The sequence below is a fragment of the Mucilaginibacter sp. GW822-FHT03E02 genome, from assembly GCF_058801545.1.
This window is the reverse complement of record NZ_JBXANJ010000001.1, coordinates 4606538-4629808: the sequence shown is the minus strand read 5'-3', so window position 1 is coordinate 4629808 and position 23271 is coordinate 4606538. Positions and strand designations below refer to the sequence as shown.

The window sequence follows — 23271 nt, the reverse complement described above, 5'->3', positions numbered from 1 at the left end:
TACAGGTAGTCCGGCGCCTTATGTTGCTTGATTTGAGCTTCGGCCCTTGCAAATTTTGAATATCCTAAAGGAGACGCAATTATGCGTCTCTACAAAAAAAATAAAATTTATTCTTCCCCACGTAGAGACGCATAATTGCGTCTCCCGTGTTCAGGTACAATGCTTGGGTATTCCGTAATGGACATCGGAATAATATTAATTTTCCATTTAACAAACAGACATTTCTGCCTCGCAAATTTTGAATATCCTGCGGGAGATGCAATTATGCGTCTCTACAGAAAAAATCATTCTTCCTCCTCGCTTACCGCGTTCAAAACCACTTCGGCCTGTTTAAAATTCGTTTTTACAAAATGGCACCAATCGCATTCTTTTTTGCCGCAACCGGTGCTGAATTCGTGGGCCATAATTTTGGCGTAGGTATCGGTGATCTGTTGGGTTACCAGTTCGATATCAGACGAACTGATCACGTATTTTTCCCGGTAATATTCACCTTCGCTTACGGGCTCTACAAAATCAAAAATGGTGTCAATAACCTCCCAGTCGTTGGTGCGGTCATGGTCTACCAATATTTTGTAAAATACGCCCTGGCGCCAGTAGTCGCCACCCATGGGGGCGTCAAATGTGGGGCGCAGCAGTTTGTCTTTGGCATTCCGTACCTTGCCTGTTTTATAATCAACCACGGTAACGTTTTTACCGTCGAACTCCATTTTATCCAGGTTACCTTTAATGGGTACGCCGTTTATCTCGATGTTTTTGATCGATTTTTCGGTTACGGCTATTTTGTTCCAGCCACCTACGTTTTGTTCATAGTATGGTGGCAGTATCTTCTCGCCATAGGCAAGGCGCAGCTTGTACTCATCTTTGGTGAACGAATCGCGGTTGCGGGCCATGTACCATTTAAATTCGTTCATGAACTGCTCTGTAGACAGGAACTCGTTTTCGTTTTCCTTTAACAGCCTGTATGTTTTATTAAGCGCCCAGTGAACCGCCTGCCCAAACGTGGCCGACGGACTTTTGCCCGACGGAACCCTGATTAAACACTGAAAATAAAACCGCAGCGGGCAATCCAGGTAGTTGTTCAGGTGCGTTACCGATAGCGTATAGCTTTGCAGCAGCTGGTTAATGTAGTTTTTATCCAGCAGCTCAACCTTTGGTTTTTCAACCTCGCTAAACTGGGTTGCAATAAAATCAACCATGGTATCGGCCGGTACTTTGGGGTATTGCAGTTGTGTATCGGTACTGGCTAAAATTTCGCCAATAAACTGGCTTGCTTCCTGGTCTTTCCCTTTTTTATCCTTGCCTGCGTATGATATCATGAGGCATTGTTTGGCGCGGGTAACGGCCACATAAAATAAGCGGCGGGCCTCTTCTTTTTGGGCAATATCGTCGGCTGCCGAACGGGTAAGGGTATCTGGCAGGCTAAAGCCGCTGTTACGGCCTTTGCTATCCCAGGTGCGTTTATCGCAGCCAATAAAAAACACGTGCTCAAACTCCAGCCCTTTGGAGCCATGGGCGGTTAAAAAGTTAACGCCGTTATCGCTGAAGATCACTTTGTTCAAATCAAGCCGGATACCGTTCTTTTTCATCAGTTCAATGATGGCTATCAAGTCGGATAGTTTGATATCGGGATTCTTACGGCTTTCATCCTTTAAAAAATCGAAGAAGCTGGTGAGCATCTGCATATAGCCACCTTTATCGGGCTGCTGCATAATGTATTTGAGGATGCCCATTTTGGCAATCACATCCTGGAAAAACGCCTGCAGCGTTGAATTTACGGCCGATTTTAGCAAATCATCAATATTATTCATGAGATACCTCATCTCCATGTACTTATCCGGCGCAAACAAATCTGGCTGGGCAGGCGGCCGCAGCTCGCTGATGTACCTACGGATGGATGTTTTAACCTTATCGCGGCTGTTGGCAGCAAAGTTTTCCTGCGATACCGCTATACTGGCCTTGGCAATTTCTATGGGTGCAATGTTAAAAAAATCGTAATGCAGTATCTCAAACAGCAGCTCATCACCACTGTAAGGCGAATCAAGTTCCTGCATCAGGTAGCGCATAATGTTGATGATCTTTTCGCCAAAGGGCTGGGTGAGGATATCTATTTTGCGCCTGGTGTTTACGGCTATTTTTTTTACCTCCAGGTATTGGATCATCTCTTCCACCTGGCTATGGTTGCGGTAAATTACGGCTATTTCACCTGGCTCGGCACCCTTATCAATCAGGTGTTTTATTTGTGCCGATACATCTACCAGTTCCTGGTCGGGGTTCTCGTACTCACGAATCACCGGCTCAACGGCCATCTCGGCAAAGCGCGCATGCGAAGCCTGCAAATCCTTATCCAGCTTTAGCTGTTTGGTTAAGCGCTCCTGGTTGTTATCTATCAGCGCTTTGGAGATGTCCAGTATGTGCTGGTTCGACCGGTAATTATGCTTCAGCACCACCGTTTTAAGAGTGCTCACATAATCGCTGGCAAAATCAAGGATATTGCTCATGTTGGCCCCCTGGAACTTGAATATCGACTGGTCGTCATCGCCCACCACAAACACGTTGGGCACATCCCAGTAGTTGAGCAAAAAGCGCAGCAACTCGTTTTGCGACCCGCTGGTATCCTGGAACTCATCAACCAAAATATACTGGTAACGCTCCTGGTACTTGCGCAATATCTCCTCGTTATCGCGGAAAGCGCGCAGCACCCAAATGATCATGTCGTCATAATCATAACGACCTTTGGCTTTCATTTTAACATCATAGTTCTGGTATTCGCGCACGGCGGCAACCAGTTTCTTCATCAGGTCGTGCGCGGCATCAATATCCTTTTGTTTGGGGTCGCCCACCTTAATGCCGGTTTTGGAGTTGGCGCGTTTGTACACAAACTCTTCGCGATTGGGGATATCGTCCAGGTATTCCTGTACGGCCTTTTCAATCATAACCGCGTCCCAGTTCTCGCGCTTCATGGTGCTAAACAAGTCTTTCAGGCGTTTGGTATCGTAATATACGTCACCAGTAAAACGTTTCAGCAGGTGGTCGTTATCAAACTCGTCCACCAATTCGCGAAACAGCATGGCCGATTCCAGGTCGGATAGCGACTCCAAATTAAGCTTGCCAAAATACTCCAGGTTTTCCTGGATAATTTCGTTGCAAAAGGCATGGAAAGTGTATATGTTGATGCGGTACGCATCAGGGCCGATAAACTCAAACAAGCGCTTGCGCATGGCCACGGCACCGGCATCGGTATAGGTTAAGCACAGAATCTCACTTGGCAAGGCATCGGTATCGGTAAGTATTTTGCCAATGCGTGCCGCCAGTATCTGCGTTTTGCCGGTACCCGGTCCGGCAACTACCAGTACCGGCCCGTCCATTTTATTTACGGCGGCCAATTGCTCGGGGTTTAGCCCGGCTAAGGCTGATTGGAATTTATCGTTGTATTTGTTGAAGTTGGATTGCATAGTTGTTGAGTAAAGATAGGAAAGCGAGGGCGGGATGGCAACTTGGGGGTGGGAATGTTGTTCTAAATAAATTATCTGCTGGTGTCTATATAGGATAGAACTTCACCGAAATATTTTAAATTTGTGAAAAGGTAAAATATATGCGCACATCACAAATAAGAAAACAATTGCATGAATATATTGAAACGGCAGAAGATGATAAATTAAAAGCTATTTATACCTTGTTACAAAATGAAATCTCTGACGGTTACGAACTTACCAAAGCCCAAAGAGAGGAATTGGACAAAAGATTTAGTGACCATCAAAACGGATTAGGCCAATCATTTACCTGGGATGAAACCTTGACTATGGCAAAACAATCATTGGTAAAATAATTTATCGATGAGTTATGATTTAAAAATTCGGCAGGAAGCAACCAAAGAATTCTTAAATGCATTTTTGTGGTACGAAGAGCAACAATCGAGACTTGGCAACGTGTTTGAAACCGCCATCCGCAGAAAGCTAAATCAAATTAGCAGGAACCCTTATCACTACAAGGCCGACTATAATCAATTTCACCAGGCATTAACTTAAAAATTTCCTTTCCTGATTGTTTACGTAATCGATGAAAATCTGAAACAGATTACCGTGATGGCTATATTTCATACCAGTCGCAATCCAAACAAAAAATTTCGAAAATAGCCTTCGGGGCGTTACCTACGGTCCGGGCTGTATGCTCATACGGCTTCAGGCATTACGCCCGGGCCGGTATCCGCGCCCATCCCTAACGCAAAATAATTCACCCCCCCTACAACCCTATCCCCGTTCCCGTAGGGAAAAACATATTAACGCTCACCGGCAATTTACCCGTTGGCTTCAAAGTACCCATAAGTACTTTCACTACTGATTTTTGCAGCTCGGGGCTGTTTTGGTAGCATGCCATCAGCGAGTTGCTTTTTTCGATACCCGGCAGCCCGGCTATGGTATAGGCATTAGCAAAAACGCTAATCACCGTGTTAGGCCGACCGGCCAGGTCGGCTATCATCAATTTTACGTCGCTGCTGTAATCAAGCTTGCTTTGGGGGCGCAGTCGGGTATCATGTACGCCCACTATTACCTGCTGGTACTGGCTTAACAACGCCAATATATTTTTAAGGCCAATAGCTGGGGTGTTTTTATCAACCATAAACAGTTTGCAGTTGGGAAAACTTTTGGCGGCTTCCTGCTGAAACGCGGTTGGCGAGGATACGCCAATACTAACTATGGCGGTTTTTAAAAACGGGTTTAGTTTCAGCGTTGATGCATCACCTTTCAATACGGTTACAGCGGCATCGCTTAGCTGCTGTACCAGTTCTTTTTGCGCAGGGCTGTTAATATCGGCACTGAAATTGGCCGGCGCCGCTGCCTGGTATTGATTAAGCCCGGCCCAGTATTTGGCAGCAAGCACTTTTTTAACTTTTATCTCAAATTCGGTTTTACTGATGGCACCATGACGCAAGGCCTTGCGGATAAGTTTAATGGCACGATCGGAATTTTCGGATAGCTCAATAACATCCATGCCTGCGATAAAGGCTTTTACATCGGCTTCGCCGTTAGGGAAGTATTTTACAACACCCTTCATTTCCATGGCATCTGATACCACCAGGCCTTTAAACTTCAGCGAATCTTTTAAAATACCGGTAATAATTGGGCGCGATAACGTTGACGGCAAATGGGTGGTAGTATCCAACGCCGGGATGCTCATGTGGGCGATCATTACCCCGCTGATACCGGCTGCAATAGCCTCACGAAAAGGGTATTCTTCCAACGAATCCAGCCGGGCGCGGCTGTAAGGTAATAACGGTAAATCGAAATGCGAATCGACATTGGTATCGCCATGGCCGGGGAAATGCTTGGCGGCGGTAAGCAAACCGGCATCCTGCATGCCTGTAAAATAGGCTATGCCCTTTTCGGCCACGTTATATTTATTATCGCCAAAAGAGCGATAATTAATTACCGGGTTGTTAGGGTTGTTATTTACATCCATATCGGGCGCCAAATTAAAATGAGCGCCTATGCGTTTAAAATCGGCAGCCACCTGCCGGCCCATTTTGTATATCAGGGTATTATCCTGTATCGCGCCAAGCGTCATCTGGTAAGGGTATGATACGGTAGAATCCAGGCGCATTCCCAGGCCCCATTCGCCGTCCATGGCTATCAGCAAGGGAATTTTTGCCAGTTTTTGATATTGGTTAACCAGGTTTAACTGCCTGCCAGGGCCGCCCTGGAAAAACACCAGGCCGCCAATTTGCTGATCCTTTATCACTTTACCTACCGAATCGGCATAGGCCTGCCCTTTGTTGGTATGTGCACGCACAAATAACAATTGTGCAATACGGTGCTTACGGCTCAGTTTATGGTAAACAGAATCCACCCAATGGTTTTGCGTATTGAGGCTTTGTATATAGCTTTCTTTTTGCGCAAAAGCGTTTATAACGATAAAATTAAGGGAGATAGCGAATATTAAACAGCAGTAAGTTTTCAATTTTGGCATGTTCAAATGTAAACACGAAACACGAATTGTCACTAATTAAATCGAATTACACGAATTGATGCAACACGAATTTTACGAATTAAAGCGAATTGCACGAATTGATAGTGATATAGGCAAAACCTGCGCGCAGGTTGGTGTAATTAGAAAAAATTCGTGGCATTAGTGTGCACATTAAACCTTTGCGATATTTTTTATTCTATGGGTATATAAAAACACACTAACATGAAGAAGATTATTTTTTTTGCTATCTGCCTGTTTGCAGTATATGACGCGAGCGCACAAGGATATTACGGCCCGCCACGCCGCAGGCCCCGTTACCGCGAAGAACGCCGCGAACGTCCACGCCAGAGCCAGGACGATTTTTACCGCATAAAAGTTGGCCTAACGGGCGGCTTAAATATTTCAAACACCATTGATGCCGATAACTCCAACTTCAGCACCAATTCTATCGCCGGTTTTAACGGTGGTTTAACATTGGATATCCCAATTGCTTACCCAATATCATTTGCCCCCGAAGTTTTGTATTCGGGCAAGGGTTATACAGCCAATACCGATTACGGCAAGTTTACGCAACGCACCAATTACATTGATGTTCCCTTGCTGTTAAAGGTTAAACTGGCACCGCAATTCAACTTTTTGGTAGGCCCATCTATCAACTTTTTGGCATCAACCAAAAATACTTATGAAACCGGTTTTATTACCGAGCAGGAGCAATACTACAACAACCGCGGCGACCATACCGACGTAAGCGGCGTTATTGGCCTTAGTGTTGATTTGAGCCGCAACATAGAGCTTAGGGGGCGCTATAATATCGACCTTACCACCAGTCGCCCCGACGATAATTCTTATCTGCCTAACTACCGCAACCAGGTTTGGCAAATTGGTTTAGGGTTTAAATTTCAGTAATAGCTTTTTATTAAGCTGAAAGCCGAAGGCTTAAAGCTATTGAAAAGGGGTCATACGGGATTGCCGTATGGCTCTTTTTTAATTATCCCTTAACAAATATCTTTTGAATATCCTGTTCAAACTGCTGTTCTTCCGCGTAAAGTACTTGCCGGTAGGGTGCAAAATCTTTTATCAACTCAGTGTAGTTATTTAAACATTCATTTATCCGGCTGATAATTTCCGGGATTTGATCCTCGCTTTTATCAAACCTATATCGTTCAGGAATGGGCATATCCTGCTGATAAGCCGCCGAGCCGGTTTTGCCAATAATCATACAGCAACGCATAATACAAGCCTCGCGCGGCATACGTTCTTTGCCCGGATGGAAACCAAAATCCACATATAGTTTGGCCTTGTTCATCAGGGTTGCTACTTCGGCAGGTGTCATGTTCTTAATTGGCATCCATTTAATAGTGGGTGTAAGGGCAATGATCTTATCTAAAAAATCGTCGTTTTTAATGGGGTTGTATATTACCAGGTTTTCTTTGGGCGTACTTTCATCTACCATATCAAAAAAAGCGCTGTTCATGTAGTCAGATATCCGGCCAACCGGCTTTATACTATTTTCGAGCAGGTGCACCTGCGAGTAGTAAGAATGGCTGATGTGCTGCACATCATTGCGGCGTTTTAGCCTGTCGAATGATGCTGTTGGATATTTGCCCAGGTAATTTTTCAGTTTAAAATATTTTTTGTGCTGTAAACTTTGGATGAGATTGTTTTGGGTAATGTAATAGTTAACCACGCTAAGCCACCAGATTATTTTACGCACCTTTTTATAGCTATCATCAAAAATGGGCAGCAGGTGCGTTTCGGGTAGTATGATGATATTTTGGGCATTATTTTCGATGCTTTCGGCAACAGGCACGCTGTATTTTTCATAGTTTTTATGCACTATATCCACGCTATCGGGGGTAGCGTAGTAATGCATAAATACATTAAAATTCATCTGCTTTAACTTGGTGCCCAACTGGTGCAAAGCCTCGGGGCCACCGGTGGCGTATCCTGCCGGGCAAAAAATATAAATTTTGGTTGCGGGCAGGCACTTTATTTCGGTCAAATTCTTTGTCAAAACTGGCTTGTTGTTTTTAGCAATTTAAAATCCGGTGTAATTATTATTGTCATTTTCAATTTATTGCAATACGAGATAATTTATATATCTGCTACAAATGCACAAATACTATGCTGTATTGCCGGGTAAGCTACTAATAAAATAAAAAACATTTTTCGATAAAAACTGTATCACATTAACAAAACCGCACGTAATTAATTTAAACACGATAAAAATTGCATTAAATGCGTTTTTTATCCATTAGATTATTAACATCTACTTTTTTACCGGAAAAACATATTACTGAATGATATCAATTATTATTTCATCCGTTAATAAAGCTAATCTGCAACAGGTAAGTGAAAATATCGATGCCACAGTCGGCGTTCCGTTTGAAATTATTGCTACCGATAACAGCAAAGGCCAAATGGGCATCTGCGAGGTATACAATAAAGCAATGCTGCGCGCTCAATATGATTTTTTATGTTTTGTGCATGAAGATGTGTTGATAAAAACCAATAACTGGGGCCAAAAACTATTAGCTTTATTTGAGCAAGACCCCCAATTAGGTTTAGTAGGCATAGCAGGCAGCAGCTATAAACCGCTGGCTCCTTCGGGCGTGGGCGGTGTGGGCGCTTATACGCACTATCATAACCTTATACAATCATTCAAATACAAAAAAGAGAAAGCGCGGCATGCCTACCATAACCCCGGTAAGGAGCGCCTTGCCGAAGTAGTATGTATCGATGGTGTATTTATGGCTACTACCAGGGAAATAGCCGGGGAATTTATGTTTGATGAAATTACCCTTAAAGGCTTTCATGGGTACGATATTGATTTCTCCTTATCGGTAAGTCAAAAATATAAAGTGGCAGTTACCTTCGATATACTGCTCAACCACTTTTCTGAAGGGTTGTTTAACGATGTGTGGATGGAAGAAAATCTGAAATTACACAATAAGTGGAACAAATTTCTGCCTATAAAAGCCTGCAAGCTTACGGCCGAACAGATCTTTTTTATCGAAAAAAATACCTTTAAAAATTTTATTGATGAGTTGATCAAGTTCAACTACCCTATATCTACCGCCATTAAAATGCTTTGGAAAAACAGGCGTTTTTTTCAACTCAACTCAAAGCTGTTTTTTAAACTGAAGTTCCATATTTTTAAAAAATATATTAAATCGAAACCTTCGTTAGCAAGCTATATCTGGTAGCCGCTGGTTTTAAAAATAGGTCGCCAAAAGTCAAGGTACAAATCCCAGGCATGGCAGCCAAAAGGCAGTTGGTTATTATTTAACTCGATGCACCTTGCGGGGGGCTGCTCAACAGAAAATTTCAATGCGGTTTTGTAGGATGGAATTTTTAATAGTTTACGCTTGCGGTTTACCTCGATGCTCCAGAAAATATCCTCATTAAACTCGTGCTCATGGCGGGTTAAATAAACATCCATTTTGTGGCGCATGCTAATACTCAACTCATGAAATTTTCTTACCCGGCGCAACGATAAGCCACCGTTACCAACCTTATACTCGTACTGCATTGGCGATGGCACCCCATTTTTTTGCACATTATAACGGGCGTGGTAATAAAATTGAATTTTTGATTTAATGGCTTTAACTATATCAGGGTACTTACCTGGCGGTATCCATGGCGCTCCAATGTAGTCATATGGTTGGTTGCACCAAAAAGCAAGTTCATCGGTAAATACAAAAGCGTCCAACTGATGGATAAGCATAAATTCGTACCCCAAAAAACGTTCGTAAAAGATATCCGACAGCATCAGTGCATTGTAGCCTTCAATGCCTTTAAAAAAATGATTGTCAAAACTTTCCTCGCCGGTAAAATTAAAAGAAGCTATTTCATCAGATAAAACAAGGGATTCCGGTTTAACAACTATACGCGGATAAGCGGCTAACACAAGTTGCATTTGCGTAAGTGCTACTTTTTCTAAAGCCGAAAGTTCATTTTTATAGATGGGAACTATTACTACAACTTTTAGTGGCGCAATCATACCTATGCTATTTTGGTGTAAAGCTCTGCAACTAAAGATTCAAAATGATCCTGGAAAAGAAAATCGTGCCCGCCAGGCCCTTCTGGCACCACATTTATCACATCATAACAAACCTCCAGTATCCGGGGCACTTTAAGGGCTTCGGCAATTGAGAATGGGAACGATTGGTTACCGATAAAAAATTTACAACCGGCTATTACCCGCGCCATTTGTAAAAAATCGCTTACCTGCACCCATTCAATATTGGGGATTTGTTTTTTGATATCCTCATACTCCGATTCAACCCCTATAAATTTCAATTTATCATACTTACTCAAAAATGAATAATCGGTGGTTATATTCCGGTACCTTTCGCTGCGGGCAATAACTATGTAACCGGCAAAGGCCTTATCCGGCTCAACATCAAGCCAGCTTTTCCAAAGATCGGGTGTTACGCCGGTAACGTAGGCGCACCAGTGGGCAATGTTGCACCTATCCATAGGGATATGCCCGGCTCTGAAAAAATCAAGATCGACGTCAATAACCTCATCCTTTAATTCACTCAAGGTATTGATGTACGGTTGCGAACTAATTAAAGGCGTCAGCATATCTATCATTTTGGCATTGAGCATTACACCACCTAAGGGGTGCTTTGCAGGATTGGCTATCATTAAAGGCTGACCGGCCCGTAAATATAAGTTGATGGGCACCTTAACCGTTTCGGCCAGCTTTTTTATAGTGGCCATAGCATATATGATATCGCCGGCATTGCCACTGTGATTTAAATTGAGCTGATGATTGGTTTTGGCAGCAACCTGAATTTTAGCCGGCGTGGTTAAGCGTTCATTACCGGTTAAAAACTGTATAAATTCTACTTTCTTATAATTGCTTAACTCCCACTTGTAAGTTTTATAGCCTTCCCTATTGGTGTATTTAAGCCAGTAAGTACCTATAAAACTTTTTTTTTGTATCATTTTGCTTAATCAAAAATTTGTTGACAATGCTATTTTATTAATCCGCTGTAAATGTTTGCATATCAATCAGCCTGCGGTAAACACCGTTATGGTTCATCAGCTCCAGGTGGGTGCCCTGCTCGGCAACCCGGCCGTTATCCAGTACAATAATTAAATCGGCATTTTGAATAGTACTCAGGCGGTGCGCAATAATCAGCGAGGTACGGTTTTGCATCAGGTTATTTAAAGCCTCCTGCACCAGTTTTTCCGATTCGGTATCCAATGCCGATGTGGCCTCGTCTAATAACATGATAGGCGGATTATTCAAAACTGCACGGGCTATACAAATACGTTGCCTTTGCCCACCGGATAGTTTTGAGCCGCGATCGCCGGTGTTAGTTTCGTATCCGCTGTCGGTTTCTAAAATAAAATTATGGGCATTAGCAATACGCGCGGCTGCTTCTACCTGCTCCTGGGTTACATTGGGTTTACCAAAGGCAATATTGTTAAAAATGGTATCATTAAACAATATCGATTCCTGGTTAACAAAACCCATTAAATTACGCAGCGAGGTAGTTGTAATAGCCTGAATGTTGTGGTCATCTATCATGATATGTCCGCTTATAGGCTCAATGAACCTTGGCAGCATGTCCATTAGTGTTGATTTACCACCGCCAGATGGGCCAACCAAAGCTATTGTTTTGCCTTTAGGCAGGGTTAAGGTGATGTTTTTCAAAACCTCTTTCTCCTTGTACGCAAAAGATACATTCTCCAGGCGGATGCTCTCTTTAAATTCATCTATAACAATGGCATCCGGAGCATCTTGGATAAGCGGTTTTTCATCAATGAGGGCCAAAATCCTTTCGCCGGCCACCAAACCCGAATGGATATTACTAAAGGCATCGCCAATAGCTTTGGCCGGGCGCATCAGCTGCGAAAACAGTGCGATATAGGCTATAAACTGCCCGGCATCCAGGTCTGATTTTTTATTAAAAATGAGGTATCCCCCGTAAAGTACCACAAACGAGATCATGGTTACCGAAAGCGTTTCAGATACCGGCGACGCCAGCTGCTGCCGTTTTGACATCGACCGCGTGATTTTTGAATAATTCGTATTCTCATCATCAAAGCGTTTGATAATAAAATCGGTAGCATTAAATGCTTTAATGATCTTTATGCCGGATAATGCTTCATCAAGATAGGCGATCATGTTGGCATAGGAGTTTTGTGCTGCTATAGCTTGTGACCGCAATTTTTTTACGATGCGCGAAATTAAAAAACCGGCTACCGGGATAATTAACAACGATATCAATGTAAGCCTTGGAGATATAATAAACAACCAAACCAGGTAGCCTATTAACAGTAAGGGTTCTTTAAAAATAACCTGCAAAGTGCCTGTTACCGAAAACTGCACCTGCTGAACCTCTGATGCAATTTTAGACATGATATCGCCTTTACGCTCATTGCTAAAAAAGCCCATATGCAGGCGCATTACATTATCAAACACTGCTTTACGGATTCTTAACAATGTGTGGATGCGAAGGCTTTCCATTATACGCTGCGACAGGTACCTGAATATATTACCTAAAAAAACAGCAATTACAATTACGCCACATACAAATTTAAGCGCTCCCCACTCGCCGTAAAGGGCTATAAAATGATTGGTGTAATATTTAAACCAGCCCGATATATCAAACGTCGAAATATCTTTCGCGGCAACAGCAACCGTTTTTGGGTCGCATTTGCTGGCACCAACATGGAATAAAGTGTTCAATAAAGGCCCCAGTAAACCTAATACAGACGTACTGAATACTACATAAAGTAAGGTGAAGATAATATAGGGAATTGCAAACTTTTCGATGGGTTTTGCAAACGATAGTAATCTGAAATAAGTTTTCATTCAAAAAGTTGAACCGCAAAATTAACTAAATAGCGGCTATTATAAATACTTAGTTTTTGGGGCGTATTTTAAACGATGATAAGGCTTTAATTATTGCTGCCTACTTAACCCAGTAGCTTATCCTGTCAAAAACCATCTCAACAGAAATACTGTCCAGGGTATCCGAGTCGCTTTCAATATGCTCGGCTTTGATGCCCAGGGGGGCCCAGCGAGTGGCGTTTATTGACCTGGAAATTGGGAATAAACCCAGCGTGTGAATGCCCGAAGCGGCTGCAACATGCAGTGGCCCCGTTCCCGACGCGAGCAAACCATCTGCGTTATATATAAAGGCAATCAATTCGTTAAGTGACATTTTGCCGCTTAAATTAATTACATGTTCCGGCAGTTTCGGAATCCATGTTTTAAATAACTCATGTTCTTTTTCAGACCCCGTGATAAAAATGCGGAACTTATCTGCCGGTAAAAACTTAATAAGGGCAGTAAACCTATCCATATCCCACTCCCTGCCGTTACCGTTTGATTTGGAGTGGATAATTAAATTAAACTTATCGTCAGTTAGCTGATCTTTAAACCGGGCAGGTAATTCTATAGATGGCCTAAAGTTATCTTTATAATAGTATGCTATAGTGCCAAGCGTTGGGATATGGGTAACGCCAAGCGGTTTGCACAAATAAATATTTTGCTGTGCTTCGTGCAGGTCTGATTTGCCCCTGCTTAACCTGATTAACCGGTTACAGGTAAAAAAATGATAATTACGGCTTGTGGTACCTATCCTTAGTTTTACCCCTGCTTTTTTGGCGGCTTCGGCAATATGCCTTTTCGGAAACTCATGCACTATCGCGTCAATGCCTTTTTCTTTGAAAATAGCAGCTATCTCATTTGTTGATAAAGCGCCAATCTCATCATAATTAATAAAATGGTCAATTGCCTTGCAGGCATCAACCACTGGCTTAGTGTAGCTACGGCCCAACATGCTAATGGTAACATCCGGATATAACTGTTTTAAATAAATACAGGTGGGCAGTTGCAATACCACATCGCCCATGGCATCAATCCTGTTTATTAAAATATGCTTTATCTGTTTGTTATCTATCAGGGTCATTAACTTTTAATTTTTATGCGTTATGAATTGGGCAAAAGTACAATAATTGGCTTTAAAGGCCACCGTTTATCTGCTATCGCAGCCAGCTGGTTAGTTTTTCTGTTACCAGGTTTACCGACAGTGGCAGCAGATTATCTGTCCCGCTTTCCAAAAAACCGGCCTTTTTACCCAATGGTGCCCAGCGCCCGGGATGAATAGGCCTTACCGATGGGAACAACCCAAGGGTATTTATCCCTGCCATAGCGGCTATATGCAAGGGCCCTGTACCCGAAGCTATCAGCCCATCTACCTGGCTGATAAAACTAATAAGTTGTGGTAAACTCATTTTACCGGTCATGTCAACCACGGTAGCTGGCAGGGTTGTAATCCAATCGGCCAGCAATATTTTTTCTTTATCTGAGCCGGTTATAATAATATTAAATATATTCGATGACAGCACATTAATAAGCATCGCGTAATTATCAAGCCCCCACTCCATTCCGCTACCGTGCGATTTGGGGTGGATGATGAGGTTAAATTTATCGCCGGATAGTTTACCTGCTAATTCTGGAGGAAGCAACGCCTTGTTTTCAAACCTGATATGCGCAATGATATCCTGTAACGATGGTACAGCTGCAAGGCCCAAAGGTTTTAACAGGATAAGGTTGAGTTGTGCTTCGTGCAGATCGGATTTTTTACGGCTTAGTTTTACCAGCTTGTTACAGGTAAACCAATGAAACACTCGATTTGTGGTACCTATCCGTAATTTAATACCCGCGGCCCTGGCTATTTGGGCCACATGCTTATTAGGGAAAACGTGAATAATAATGTCTATTTTTTCACCGTTCAGATAGTTAATTTGCTCCGTTTGGGATAGCTTTTTTATTTCGTCGTAGTTAATAAAAATATCAACCGCTGAACAGGTATTTATGACCGGCTGGGTATAAGTGCGCCCTAAAAACGAAACCACTGCTCCTGGTAACAGCTCTTTAATATAAGCAGCCATGGGCAGGGTAAGCACCACATCGCCGATAGCATCTGTGCGGCTTATTAATATGTGCTGTATTTTTGTTTTGAGGGGCTGGGGCATTGTTGCAAACGTTGAATATGCTGTTGGGGCCGAACGCCGTATCTATTCTTTTTTTACTCAGAACTTAAAACTCAACACAGCCGTACAGGTGCAATAATAAAGATTAAATTGCCTTTTATTATGATAATTTTCGTCATTTGCATTTACAAATATGAATGGGGCAGCTGTTTTTAACAAAACCGGAATGACAAATATCATTGACTTTAAACAGGTTGCCCGTGCACTAACCATTGTTGAAAACGACCTGCCCGGAAGCCAGGAACTATTAAAGGGCCTTACATTTAATAAACCTACACCGGTAATAGGCATAACTGGCCCACCGGGCGCCGGCAAAAGCACCCTGGTAAATGCCTTAATAGATTTACTTTTAAAAGACAGCAGCAAAATAGCCGTTTTGGCCATCGATCCAACATCGCCGTTTAACTTCGGCTCTCTGCTGGGCGATAGGATCCGGATGTCTTCGCACTTTAACCATCCCGATGTTTTTATCCGCTCGCTGGCTACACGTGGTTCGTTGGGCGGTTTATCAGCCAAAACCATCGAAATGGCGGATGTATTACGTGCAGCCGGGTTTGATTATGTACTGATAGAAACCGTTGGTGTTGGCCAGTCGGAAATTGAAATAAGCGGGCTGGCCGATGTTACCCTTGTGGTATTGGTACCCGAAGGTGGCGACGAAGTGCAGCACATTAAATCGGGCCTGATGGAAATTGCCGATGCCTTCATTGTTAACAAAGCCGACAGGGCCGACGCCGATGTTTTTGCCAATAACCTGAAGAAGATCATAGGGCAAAAAAAAGACGGGCAGCCACCGGTATTCAAAACGGCAGCATCGATGGGGGCAGGGATTGCCGAAGTTGCTGAGTTTATAAAAACACCTGCACACATAAAAAACCCACGCCGAAAGCTACTACTTACCGAGAAGGCTTACAAGCTGTTAGCCTACAAATTAACGCAGCATATAGATAAAAAAAAGCTTCAGCAAGATGTTACTGAAGCTTTAAAGCGTAAAGATTTTAACCTTTATAGTTTTGTTGATTCGTATTTATAGCAACTTGACAAGGCCTAAGTCGAAAGCCTTGAGTTCTAAGTCTGGATTGCCATTTTCAACTTAGAATTTAAGGCTTTCGACTATAAATTATTCATGATCTCTTCAATATGCTCCGCCTCCACAGGGATATTAACCATCAGGTCGCGGTTACCGTTCGCAGTAATCAATATATTATTTTCAATCCTGATTCCCAGGCCTTCATCCGGAATATAAATACCAGGCTCACAGGTCAGTATATTACCAACCTCGAATTTCTTATATCGGCTTGCAAAATCATGCACATCTAAACCCAGGTGATGCGATGTGCCATGCATAAAATATTTTTTATATAACGGGGCATTGGCATCCTGTTTTTCAACATCATGTTTATCAAGCAATCCAAGGCCTATCAGTTCGCTGGTCATTATCTTGCCAACTTCGTCCTGGTATTCGCTTAAAACAGTACCGGCTACAATCATGCTGCTTGCTTCACGCATCACCCTTAACACTGCATCATAAACAGCACGCTGCCGTGGGGTAAACCTGCCGTTAACCGGCACCGACCGGCTCATATCAGCATTGTAATTGGCGTACTGGGCACCAAAATCAAACAGGATCACATCACCATCATTGCAAACCTGGTTGTTATCAATATAATGCAGCACGTTGGCATTTTTACCCGAAGCAATTATGGGGCTATAAGCGTGGCCTGTAGCCCTTTGCCGTAAAAACTCGTGTATAATTTCGGCCTCTATCTCATACTCGGCAACACCGGGCTTTACAAATTTTAAAACGCGCACAAAAGCGTCGTTGGTGATGTTGCAGGCCTTTTGAATCAGCTCAATTTCCAGCTCCGATTTTACAACCCTCAAATCCCTTAATATCAATGCCGAGCGTTCGTATTTATGCAGCGGGTATTTTTGGCGTAAGGCTTCGTACATTCGCATATCCCGGTATGGTACAGTATGTGCATACCTGTCGTTTTCGTTGGTGTTGATGTAAATATTTTCGGCATAGTTAATGACGCTATGCAAAATAGCGTCGTATTCATGCAGCCAGTAAACACTCTCGATACCAGAAACTTGCCTTGCTTCCTCTTTTGTGTACTTATGTCCTTCCCAAACTGCAATGTGTTCGTTGGTTTGTCTTAAAAAAAGTACTTCTCTGTATGCTTTATTAGGACAATCGGGGTACAGTAACAATACGCTTTGCTCCTGGTCAATGCCAGTGAGGTAAAAAAAGTCTGGATTCTGTTTAAAAGCAAAAACCTGGTCGCCACTCACCGGAAACTCATCATTCGAGTGAAAAATGGCCAGCGAGCCCGATTTTGTTCTCGAAACGAAATTTTTTCTATTATTTGTAAATAAGGAGTTTAAAATTTCCAAATATTTCATATTTAACTCTTGATTATTTTAATAAATCAATTTTTTTTACTTATTTGTGTAACTATTACAATTTTTGGAACAATGTTTGGTCATCGTTTCAAACATAATTACTAAATTTGAAAAAAATCACAATTAAAATCGTTTAATCTTAAAAACTATGAATTATTCTACATTAAAGAAAACAGCAGCACTGTCAATTGCTTCTTTGATGGTTGCGGGTATGGCTAGCGCCCAAACCGACTCCACAAAAACAGGATCTGCCAAATTGTTTGGCGGCATCGGACAGTACAACACATTTAGTATCGGCGTTAGCGCGGGTATTACAGATGGACTTGTTCCATTCACCAACAACGCAACAAACAAGTTTACCGTTGATTTGGGTTACGGTGTGTCATTAAGGCAACAATTGTCACACACCTTTAGCTTACAACTTGACTACCTTGGTGGCCAGGTTAAAGGTAAAGACGAAGCCGGCACCGAGAAATTTGGTTACGTTGACTACAAAACCTCGTTTAACGCATTTTCATTAAGCGGTGTATTCAACATTGCAAGCGTTAGCTTTTTACACCGCAAAAACAGTCTTAACTTTTACGGTTCTGCCGGTTTAGGTTTAGACATCTACAAACCAAAATCATTTACTTCGGTTACTGGTTCTGTAGGCAGTTACCCAAGCTCTGTAAAAGAGTTATATGCTCCAGTAGGCTTAGGTGCTAAATTCAAACTTAGCGATGCGTTAGCGCTGAACTTAGGCTATACAATTAGCTTTGTTCAGGGTTATAACTTCTCTGGTTTCCACACTTATCCTATCTTTAACCACTACTCATATACTTACGGTGGCTTAGAGTACACTTTCGGTCCGAAAACAAAACAGAACTTAGAGTGGGTAAACCCAGTTGCTCAGATGTATGACGAATTGTACGATGCAGCTTTACGCGCAGAGGTTGAAGCTTTAAAAGGCCGTGTAACAAACGTAGAAACTGCTGTTAACGACCTGAAAAAAGATTCAGACGGTGACGGCGTTGCTGATCAATTTGACAAATGCCCAGGTACTGCTGCAGGCAGCGTAGTTGATGGTTCTGGTTGTGTTATCGTATTCCCTAAACCAGTTGATTCACTTGGTGGAGCTGGCCTTGCCCCTAAAGGTACTGCTTACTCAAACATCCAGTTTGAATTTGATAGCTCAGTATTACGTACTTCATCTTACCCAGTGTTAGATGCTACATCTGCTGATCTGCGTGCTTCTGGTAAAGGTGTTGAGGTTGATGGCTTTGCTTCATCTGAAGGTACTGCTGCTCACAACCTTTCTTTATCAAAAGACCGCGCTAACTCTGTAAAAACTTACTTAGTTAACTCAGGTGTTGATGCTAAAAAAGTAAAAATCAAAGGCTACGGCGAAACTATGCCAATTGCTGATAACTCAACAGAAGATGGTCGTGTATTAAACCGTCGCGTTCAGTTCAAACAAAAATAATCGTTAATAAAAACATTATTTGCGAAAGCCCCGGATAACCCGGGGCTTTCTTCGTTTAACACGATTTAAGGATTTTGCAGGATTAACAGGATTTTAAAAACGCATCTCCCTGCTCTTTACTCTTTTTGACATCTATGTTTAGCAGGACTGATATGTTTAAGCAAAACATGACCATCATTTTAAAAGTAACGCTTTGGGTTATTGGTATTTTTACGGGTATTTACCTGGCCATTTGTTGTTTCTTTTATTTTTCGCAGGATGATTTGATCTTCCAGGGAACGCGGTATCCTGCCGGATATCAGTACGGTTTTCGGTCGGCTTACAAAGAGTATAATATAAAAACTGCCGATGGCAATACATTAAACGGCGTTTTATTCATCGCCCCACAACCAAAAGGGCTTGTTTTTTACCTGCATGGCAATGGTGGTACAATCGATAGCTGGCATACCGTTGCAGACAATTACAACAACTTAGGCTACGATGTATTTATGCTTGACTATCCGGGCTACGGCAAAAGTACCGGTCATATCAAATCGCAACAGCAACTTCTTGACGCTGTAAAAATGGCATACCAACATGTCAAAACATTATATCCCGAAAATCAAATTGTCATACTGGGATATTCTATCGGCACGGGCATGGCCGCCTGGCTGGCATCACAAAATCATCCGCAAAAACTCATCCTGCTTGCTCCTTATTATAGCCTGGCTGATGAGGCGAAAACTCTGTATCCATTTTTGCCCTCTTTTATTTTAAAATACCCACTCCAAACTTATAAGTACATCCAACATACCTCTGCTCCTATTATCATTTTTCATGGTGATGCAGATGAGTTGATAAACCAATCATCGTCCAGGCGACTCCAAAAATACTTTAAGCCAGGCGATAAGCTAATTGTGCTGAAAGGGCAGCATCATAACGGCATAGATGATAATACCGATTACCAGGTTTGGTTAAAAAAGCTTCTTTAACCAAAAAATACGTGTGCTACACGTCTACATAAATATATTCAAAGCTCACAGCAAAAAATCCTGTCAATCCTGCCCAATCCTTTAATCGTGTTTTATTTAACGCTTTTCCTCTGCACAATAAAATATCCTGCAATAAATACAACAGCCGCTACTGCCATACTTACAAAAACATCCTTGGTAAACACATCTATTTCAATACCTTTTGGTGCGCCCTCCCCACGATGCATCATGGTAGTTATAGCTTCCATTGGATGCGAATAAGGGAAAAGATAACAATACTCCCAGTTTTTTGAGGCCAGGATAACGCCCGTTATAGTACATACAAAGCCGATGCCCATTGGCTTTAAAAAATCGGCCCAAAGCAAACTGAGCAGGAATTGGATGGATAAGATGCCCAGCGATGATAAAAACAATTTAAAATATATCTGCGCCAGCTCCTTTTCCATGTGATAATTATCAAACCTAAGTTCGGGCTTTACAATACTTAGTAAATTGCCAAAGCCTATAGTAAATAGCACAAACAGTGCAAGCGTTAAAAACACTAAAAATACAGCATAGGTATATTTGGCGCCGTACACCGCCCAGCGCGAAATTGGCAGGCTAAACAGGCTTTTCCAGGTGTCGGCCTTATGCTCGATACTATTTACCGAGTAGGCTATAAAAATAATAAACATAGGCAGCAGTAATGAACCCATTACGCCTAATATGGCGCCGGCAAATTGCAGCCACAGCATCATGGGTGGCGTACCCGTAAGCTTTTCGGCCTTAAGGTAAAAGCCTACAAAAAGTAAAGTGCAAATAAACAGTGGCAATATGATGGCCGCCCAAAAACCCAACGTTTTACGGCTTTTGTAAAATTCCGACCGGAACGATAGTATAAATCCTTTCATGGGGTTCAGGCTTTTTGGGTAATATCTAAAAACAGGCGTTCCAAATCTTTTTGCTGTTTGCCTATACTGAATATGGCATGGCCGTTACCGTGCAATAGCGCATTAATATCGGCAGTTTTTTGTTTACTGATATAGGGCACATACAGGTAACTATCGGTAACATCGCTAACGGTATAACCGTTACGGGTAAGCAGGTTTGCTGCATCAACTGTGTTATCTGTCTCGACGCAAACCAGGGGCTGGCTTAGGGCCTGTAACTCGCCGATACTGCCCTGAAACAGCAGTTCGCCTTTGTTAATAATGCCTACATGGGTGGCCATGCGTTCCACCTCGGCAAGTAGATGGCTGGATATAAATACCGTTTTTTTATACTGGCTAACCAGTTTAATCAGCAACTCACGCACTTCGATTATCCCGTTAGGATCAAGGCCATTGGTAGGTTCGTCAAGAATTAAGAGTTTGGGATCGGCAAGCAGGGCAAGCGCAATGCCCAGGCGTTGTTTCATACCCAGGGAGTATTGCCCGGCTTTTTTATGGGCCGCATTGGTAAGCTGTACAAGCGCCAGCATTTCGTCAACGCGTTTAGCAGGTACCTGTAATAACAGGGCCCTGTTTAATAAATTCTCTTTCCCGGTAAGGTGTTGGTATATGGCAGGCTGCTCAATAAGCGAACCTATTTGCGATAAAATTTGAGTGCGGTGATGTTGAACGTCCTGTTCAAATATTTGGATACTACCACTTTGTATTTTGAGCAGATTTAACAGGAGTTTGATAGTAGTGGTTTTCCCGGCACCATTTGGGCCAAGAAAACCATATATGCTTCCTTCGGGTACCTGTAGTGCAAGTGATTTAACCACCTGCTGGTTACCGAAGTTGAAGGATAACCCTTCGGTACTAATTACCATACATTGTTGCTTTTGGCAACTGAGCAAACAGTTTTAACAAGGGTAATACCTTTGTAAAACAACGAGGTAGCGTGTACAGCTGATGTACCCATTACTGCTGATTCCTTTTTTTGTTCAAACTGGTAGCTTACACCTAAAATTAGGGCAAACATTACTGGTATCAACAACATGATAAAAGGATTAGAATTTTTGATAAGCGTTTTCATTGCGAGTGATTTGATAGAACAAAGAAATACTTATTTTACCACCTGCTAAAAAGTATTAGACCAACACACGGAGTTTATAGATGAACGCCTTTTTCAACATTTTAACCAGTTCATCGATTATAAAAGCCAGTTCATCGACAAATTGAATTACTACATATAAATAAACACCCGTATAACAATCAAAATACTAAATTACATCACATTAAACCTTTTTATTAAGGGATAAAACGGCACATGCAGAACACTATTTCACCTGATAATCAAACACGCGGTTTAAAAACAGCCTGGCATATTTTCTGGCATTTCCTTTTTTGGCTGGGGATGATCTCGCTGTTCATTTTCCTGGCCCGGATGAACGATCATATTACATTCAGGGATTTAATTGTAATATTCCTGATATTCCCGGCAATCAATATCGGCCTGTTTTACATTAACTTTCTTGTTTACATTCCCCGTTTTTTAGACAAAAAACGTTATTGGGCCTACGCGTGTATAGTTTTGGTAACCATTATAATTTTCGGAGTTATCAAATACGGGGTGGGGCTGGCATTTAAAGATGTAATACTGATGCGCAACAAAGGGCACGAGGTAAGCTTCTCGCACTATTTTTTCAGCACAGTTTTTACAAGCCTCATTTTCTTTTTTTTAAGCACCGTACTCAAGTTTACTACAGATTGGTTCCTGAATGAACGCATCCAGCGCGACTTAGAAAACCAACGGCTGACTGCTGAACTGGCTTTTTTAAAGTCGCAGATAAACCCGCACTTTTTATTTAACTCCTTAAACAGCATTTATTCACTGGCCTATCAAAAATCCGACACCACGCCCGAGGCTATCCTAAAGCTATCCGAAATTATGCGCTACATGCTTTATGAGTGCAACGATAACCGGGTTGATTTAAGCAAAGAGCTTCAATACCTGCATAACTACATCGATTTGCAAAAAATCCGTTTCGGCAACAAGGCTTTTATTGATTTCAAGGTAATGGGCGACGTAACCAACCAGCAAATTGTGCCACTATTGTTAATAGCATTTATCGAAAATGCTTTTAAACACGGCGTGGCCAATGATGTGATGACACCCATTAAACTGCTCATTAATGTTGACGAATGCAAACTGCACTTCTACATTCAAAATAAAAAACACACCCATAACCGCGATGCAATAGGCGGTATAGGGTTAACCAATGTGCAAAGGCGGCTTAATCTTTTATACCCCGGTAAGTATACGTTAAATATCAGGGATACAGAAGATACGTATACTTGTGAATTATCGATAATCTTGTGAAAGTTCCCCTGTCATGCTGAGGTACGAAGCATCTATTTGTAGACTTTTCTATCGGTCATGCACAGCTGATAGATCCTTCGTCCCTCAGGATGACAGGAAAATTGGATATCTTTAGTTAAACCTTTTTTAAACTGATTATAAGATAATACCCAAACC

At 42.2% G+C, this 23271-nt stretch carries 20 protein-coding genes; 8 read left to right on the top strand and 12 right to left on the bottom strand.

The features are described 5' to 3' along the window. Window positions 1-284 precede the first annotated feature (284 nt). Window positions 285-3452 carry an ATP-dependent helicase gene (locus AC1RM2_RS19305; RefSeq protein ID WP_492986797.1) on the bottom strand — a complete coding sequence of 1056 codons (3168 nt, stop codon included), beginning with the start codon at window positions 3450-3452 and terminating at the stop codon, window positions 285-287. 140 nt (window positions 3453-3592) lie between these two features. On the opposite strand from AC1RM2_RS19305, the gene AC1RM2_RS19300 reads away from it, so the two are divergent. Both AC1RM2_RS19300 and AC1RM2_RS19295 read left to right on the top strand, forming a co-directional pair. Further along, entirely contained in the window at window positions 3593-3826 is a 234-nt protein-coding gene (locus tag AC1RM2_RS19300; protein WP_492986796.1) for an addiction module protein, read from the top strand. Between the two features lie 7 nt (window positions 3827-3833). Then, window positions 3834-4025 (top strand): hypothetical protein, encoded by a 192-nt coding sequence (locus AC1RM2_RS19295; RefSeq protein WP_492986795.1) that lies wholly within the window; start codon window positions 3834-3836, stop codon window positions 4023-4025. Window positions 4026-4239: 214 nt separating this feature from the next. Here the strand turns inward: AC1RM2_RS19295 and AC1RM2_RS19290 are convergent, their stop codons facing one another. Further along, window positions 4240-5964: a glycoside hydrolase family 3 protein gene (locus AC1RM2_RS19290; RefSeq protein ID WP_492986794.1), complete on the bottom strand. Its 1725-nt coding sequence runs from the start codon at window positions 5962-5964 to the stop codon at window positions 4240-4242. 222 nt (window positions 5965-6186) lie between these two features. Between AC1RM2_RS19290 and AC1RM2_RS19285 the strand changes: the two genes are divergently transcribed. Then, window positions 6187-6870 (top strand): porin family protein, encoded by a 684-nt coding sequence (locus tag AC1RM2_RS19285; RefSeq protein WP_147053557.1) that lies wholly within the window; start codon window positions 6187-6189, stop codon window positions 6868-6870. An 82-nt stretch (window positions 6871-6952) separates the two neighbouring features. Here the strand turns inward: AC1RM2_RS19285 and AC1RM2_RS19280 are convergent, their stop codons facing one another. Further along, window positions 6953-7978 (bottom strand): hypothetical protein, encoded by a 1026-nt coding sequence (locus tag AC1RM2_RS19280; RefSeq protein WP_492986793.1) that lies wholly within the window; start codon window positions 7976-7978, stop codon window positions 6953-6955. Window positions 7979-8264: 286 nt separating this feature from the next. Between AC1RM2_RS19280 and AC1RM2_RS19275 the strand changes: the two genes are divergently transcribed. After that, the gene (locus AC1RM2_RS19275) at window positions 8265-9170 is read left to right on the top strand and encodes a glycosyltransferase (protein WP_492986792.1); all 906 of its coding nucleotides are present in this window, start codon (window positions 8265-8267) and stop codon (window positions 9168-9170) included. On the opposite strand, the gene AC1RM2_RS19270 is transcribed toward AC1RM2_RS19275, so the two are convergent. The 5 genes from AC1RM2_RS19270 to AC1RM2_RS19250 form a co-directional block, all read right to left on the bottom strand. Beyond that, complete coding sequence (locus AC1RM2_RS19270) at window positions 9158-9967, bottom strand: DUF5672 family protein (protein WP_492986791.1); 810 nt, start codon at window positions 9965-9967, stop codon at window positions 9158-9160. The two genes, AC1RM2_RS19275 and AC1RM2_RS19270, sit on opposite strands and share 13 nt — an antisense overlap. Window positions 9968-9969: 2 nt before the next feature. Further along, window positions 9970-10920 (bottom strand): hypothetical protein, encoded by a 951-nt coding sequence (locus tag AC1RM2_RS19265; RefSeq protein ID WP_492986790.1) that lies wholly within the window; start codon window positions 10918-10920, stop codon window positions 9970-9972. Window positions 10921-10957: 37 nt separating this feature from the next. Further along, window positions 10958-12799 carry an ABC transporter ATP-binding protein gene (locus tag AC1RM2_RS19260; RefSeq protein WP_492986789.1) on the bottom strand — a complete coding sequence of 614 codons (1842 nt, stop codon included), beginning with the start codon at window positions 12797-12799 and terminating at the stop codon, window positions 10958-10960. 100 nt (window positions 12800-12899) lie between these two features. Then, window positions 12900-13901 (bottom strand): glycosyltransferase family 9 protein, encoded by a 1002-nt coding sequence (locus AC1RM2_RS19255; protein WP_492986788.1) that lies wholly within the window; start codon window positions 13899-13901, stop codon window positions 12900-12902. A 73-nt stretch (window positions 13902-13974) separates the two neighbouring features. Next, complete coding sequence (locus tag AC1RM2_RS19250; RefSeq protein ID WP_492986787.1) at window positions 13975-14970, bottom strand: glycosyltransferase family 9 protein; 996 nt, start codon at window positions 14968-14970, stop codon at window positions 13975-13977. 184 nt (window positions 14971-15154) lie between these two features. Between AC1RM2_RS19250 and meaB the strand changes: the two genes are divergently transcribed. Then, the gene (meaB, locus tag AC1RM2_RS19245) at window positions 15155-16021 is read left to right on the top strand and encodes a methylmalonyl Co-A mutase-associated GTPase MeaB (protein WP_492986786.1); all 867 of its coding nucleotides are present in this window, start codon (window positions 15155-15157) and stop codon (window positions 16019-16021) included. An 80-nt stretch (window positions 16022-16101) separates the two neighbouring features. Here the strand turns inward: meaB and AC1RM2_RS19240 are convergent, their stop codons facing one another. Beyond that, window positions 16102-17394, bottom strand: coding sequence for an aminopeptidase P family protein (locus tag AC1RM2_RS19240; RefSeq protein ID WP_492986785.1), 1293 nt, complete (start codon window positions 17392-17394; stop codon window positions 16102-16104). A gap of 148 nt (window positions 17395-17542) precedes the next feature. Between AC1RM2_RS19240 and AC1RM2_RS19235 the strand changes: the two genes are divergently transcribed. Both AC1RM2_RS19235 and AC1RM2_RS19230 read left to right on the top strand, forming a co-directional pair. Continuing rightward, entirely contained in the window at window positions 17543-18856 is a 1314-nt protein-coding gene (locus tag AC1RM2_RS19235) for an OmpA family protein (protein WP_492986784.1), read from the top strand. A gap of 134 nt (window positions 18857-18990) precedes the next feature. Further along, the gene (locus AC1RM2_RS19230) at window positions 18991-19827 is read left to right on the top strand and encodes an alpha/beta hydrolase (RefSeq protein WP_492986783.1); all 837 of its coding nucleotides are present in this window, start codon (window positions 18991-18993) and stop codon (window positions 19825-19827) included. A 92-nt stretch (window positions 19828-19919) separates the two neighbouring features. On the opposite strand, the gene AC1RM2_RS19225 is transcribed toward AC1RM2_RS19230, so the two are convergent. The 3 genes from AC1RM2_RS19225 to AC1RM2_RS19215 are packed head-to-tail and all read right to left on the bottom strand — an operon-like array spanning window position 19920 to window position 21828. Then, the gene (locus AC1RM2_RS19225; RefSeq protein ID WP_492986782.1) at window positions 19920-20717 is read right to left on the bottom strand and encodes an ABC transporter permease; all 798 of its coding nucleotides are present in this window, start codon (window positions 20715-20717) and stop codon (window positions 19920-19922) included. A gap of 5 nt (window positions 20718-20722) precedes the next feature. Next, window positions 20723-21622 carry an ABC transporter ATP-binding protein gene (locus AC1RM2_RS19220; RefSeq protein ID WP_492986781.1) on the bottom strand — a complete coding sequence of 300 codons (900 nt, stop codon included), beginning with the start codon at window positions 21620-21622 and terminating at the stop codon, window positions 20723-20725. Then, window positions 21616-21828, bottom strand: coding sequence for a hypothetical protein (locus tag AC1RM2_RS19215; protein ID WP_090641167.1), 213 nt, complete (start codon window positions 21826-21828; stop codon window positions 21616-21618). The genes AC1RM2_RS19220 and AC1RM2_RS19215 overlap by 7 nt, the downstream gene beginning before the upstream one ends. 234 nt (window positions 21829-22062) lie before the next feature. Between AC1RM2_RS19215 and AC1RM2_RS19210 the strand changes: the two genes are divergently transcribed. Next, window positions 22063-23115: a sensor histidine kinase gene (locus AC1RM2_RS19210; protein WP_492986780.1), complete on the top strand. Its 1053-nt coding sequence runs from the start codon at window positions 22063-22065 to the stop codon at window positions 23113-23115. Window positions 23116-23271 lie beyond the last annotated feature (156 nt).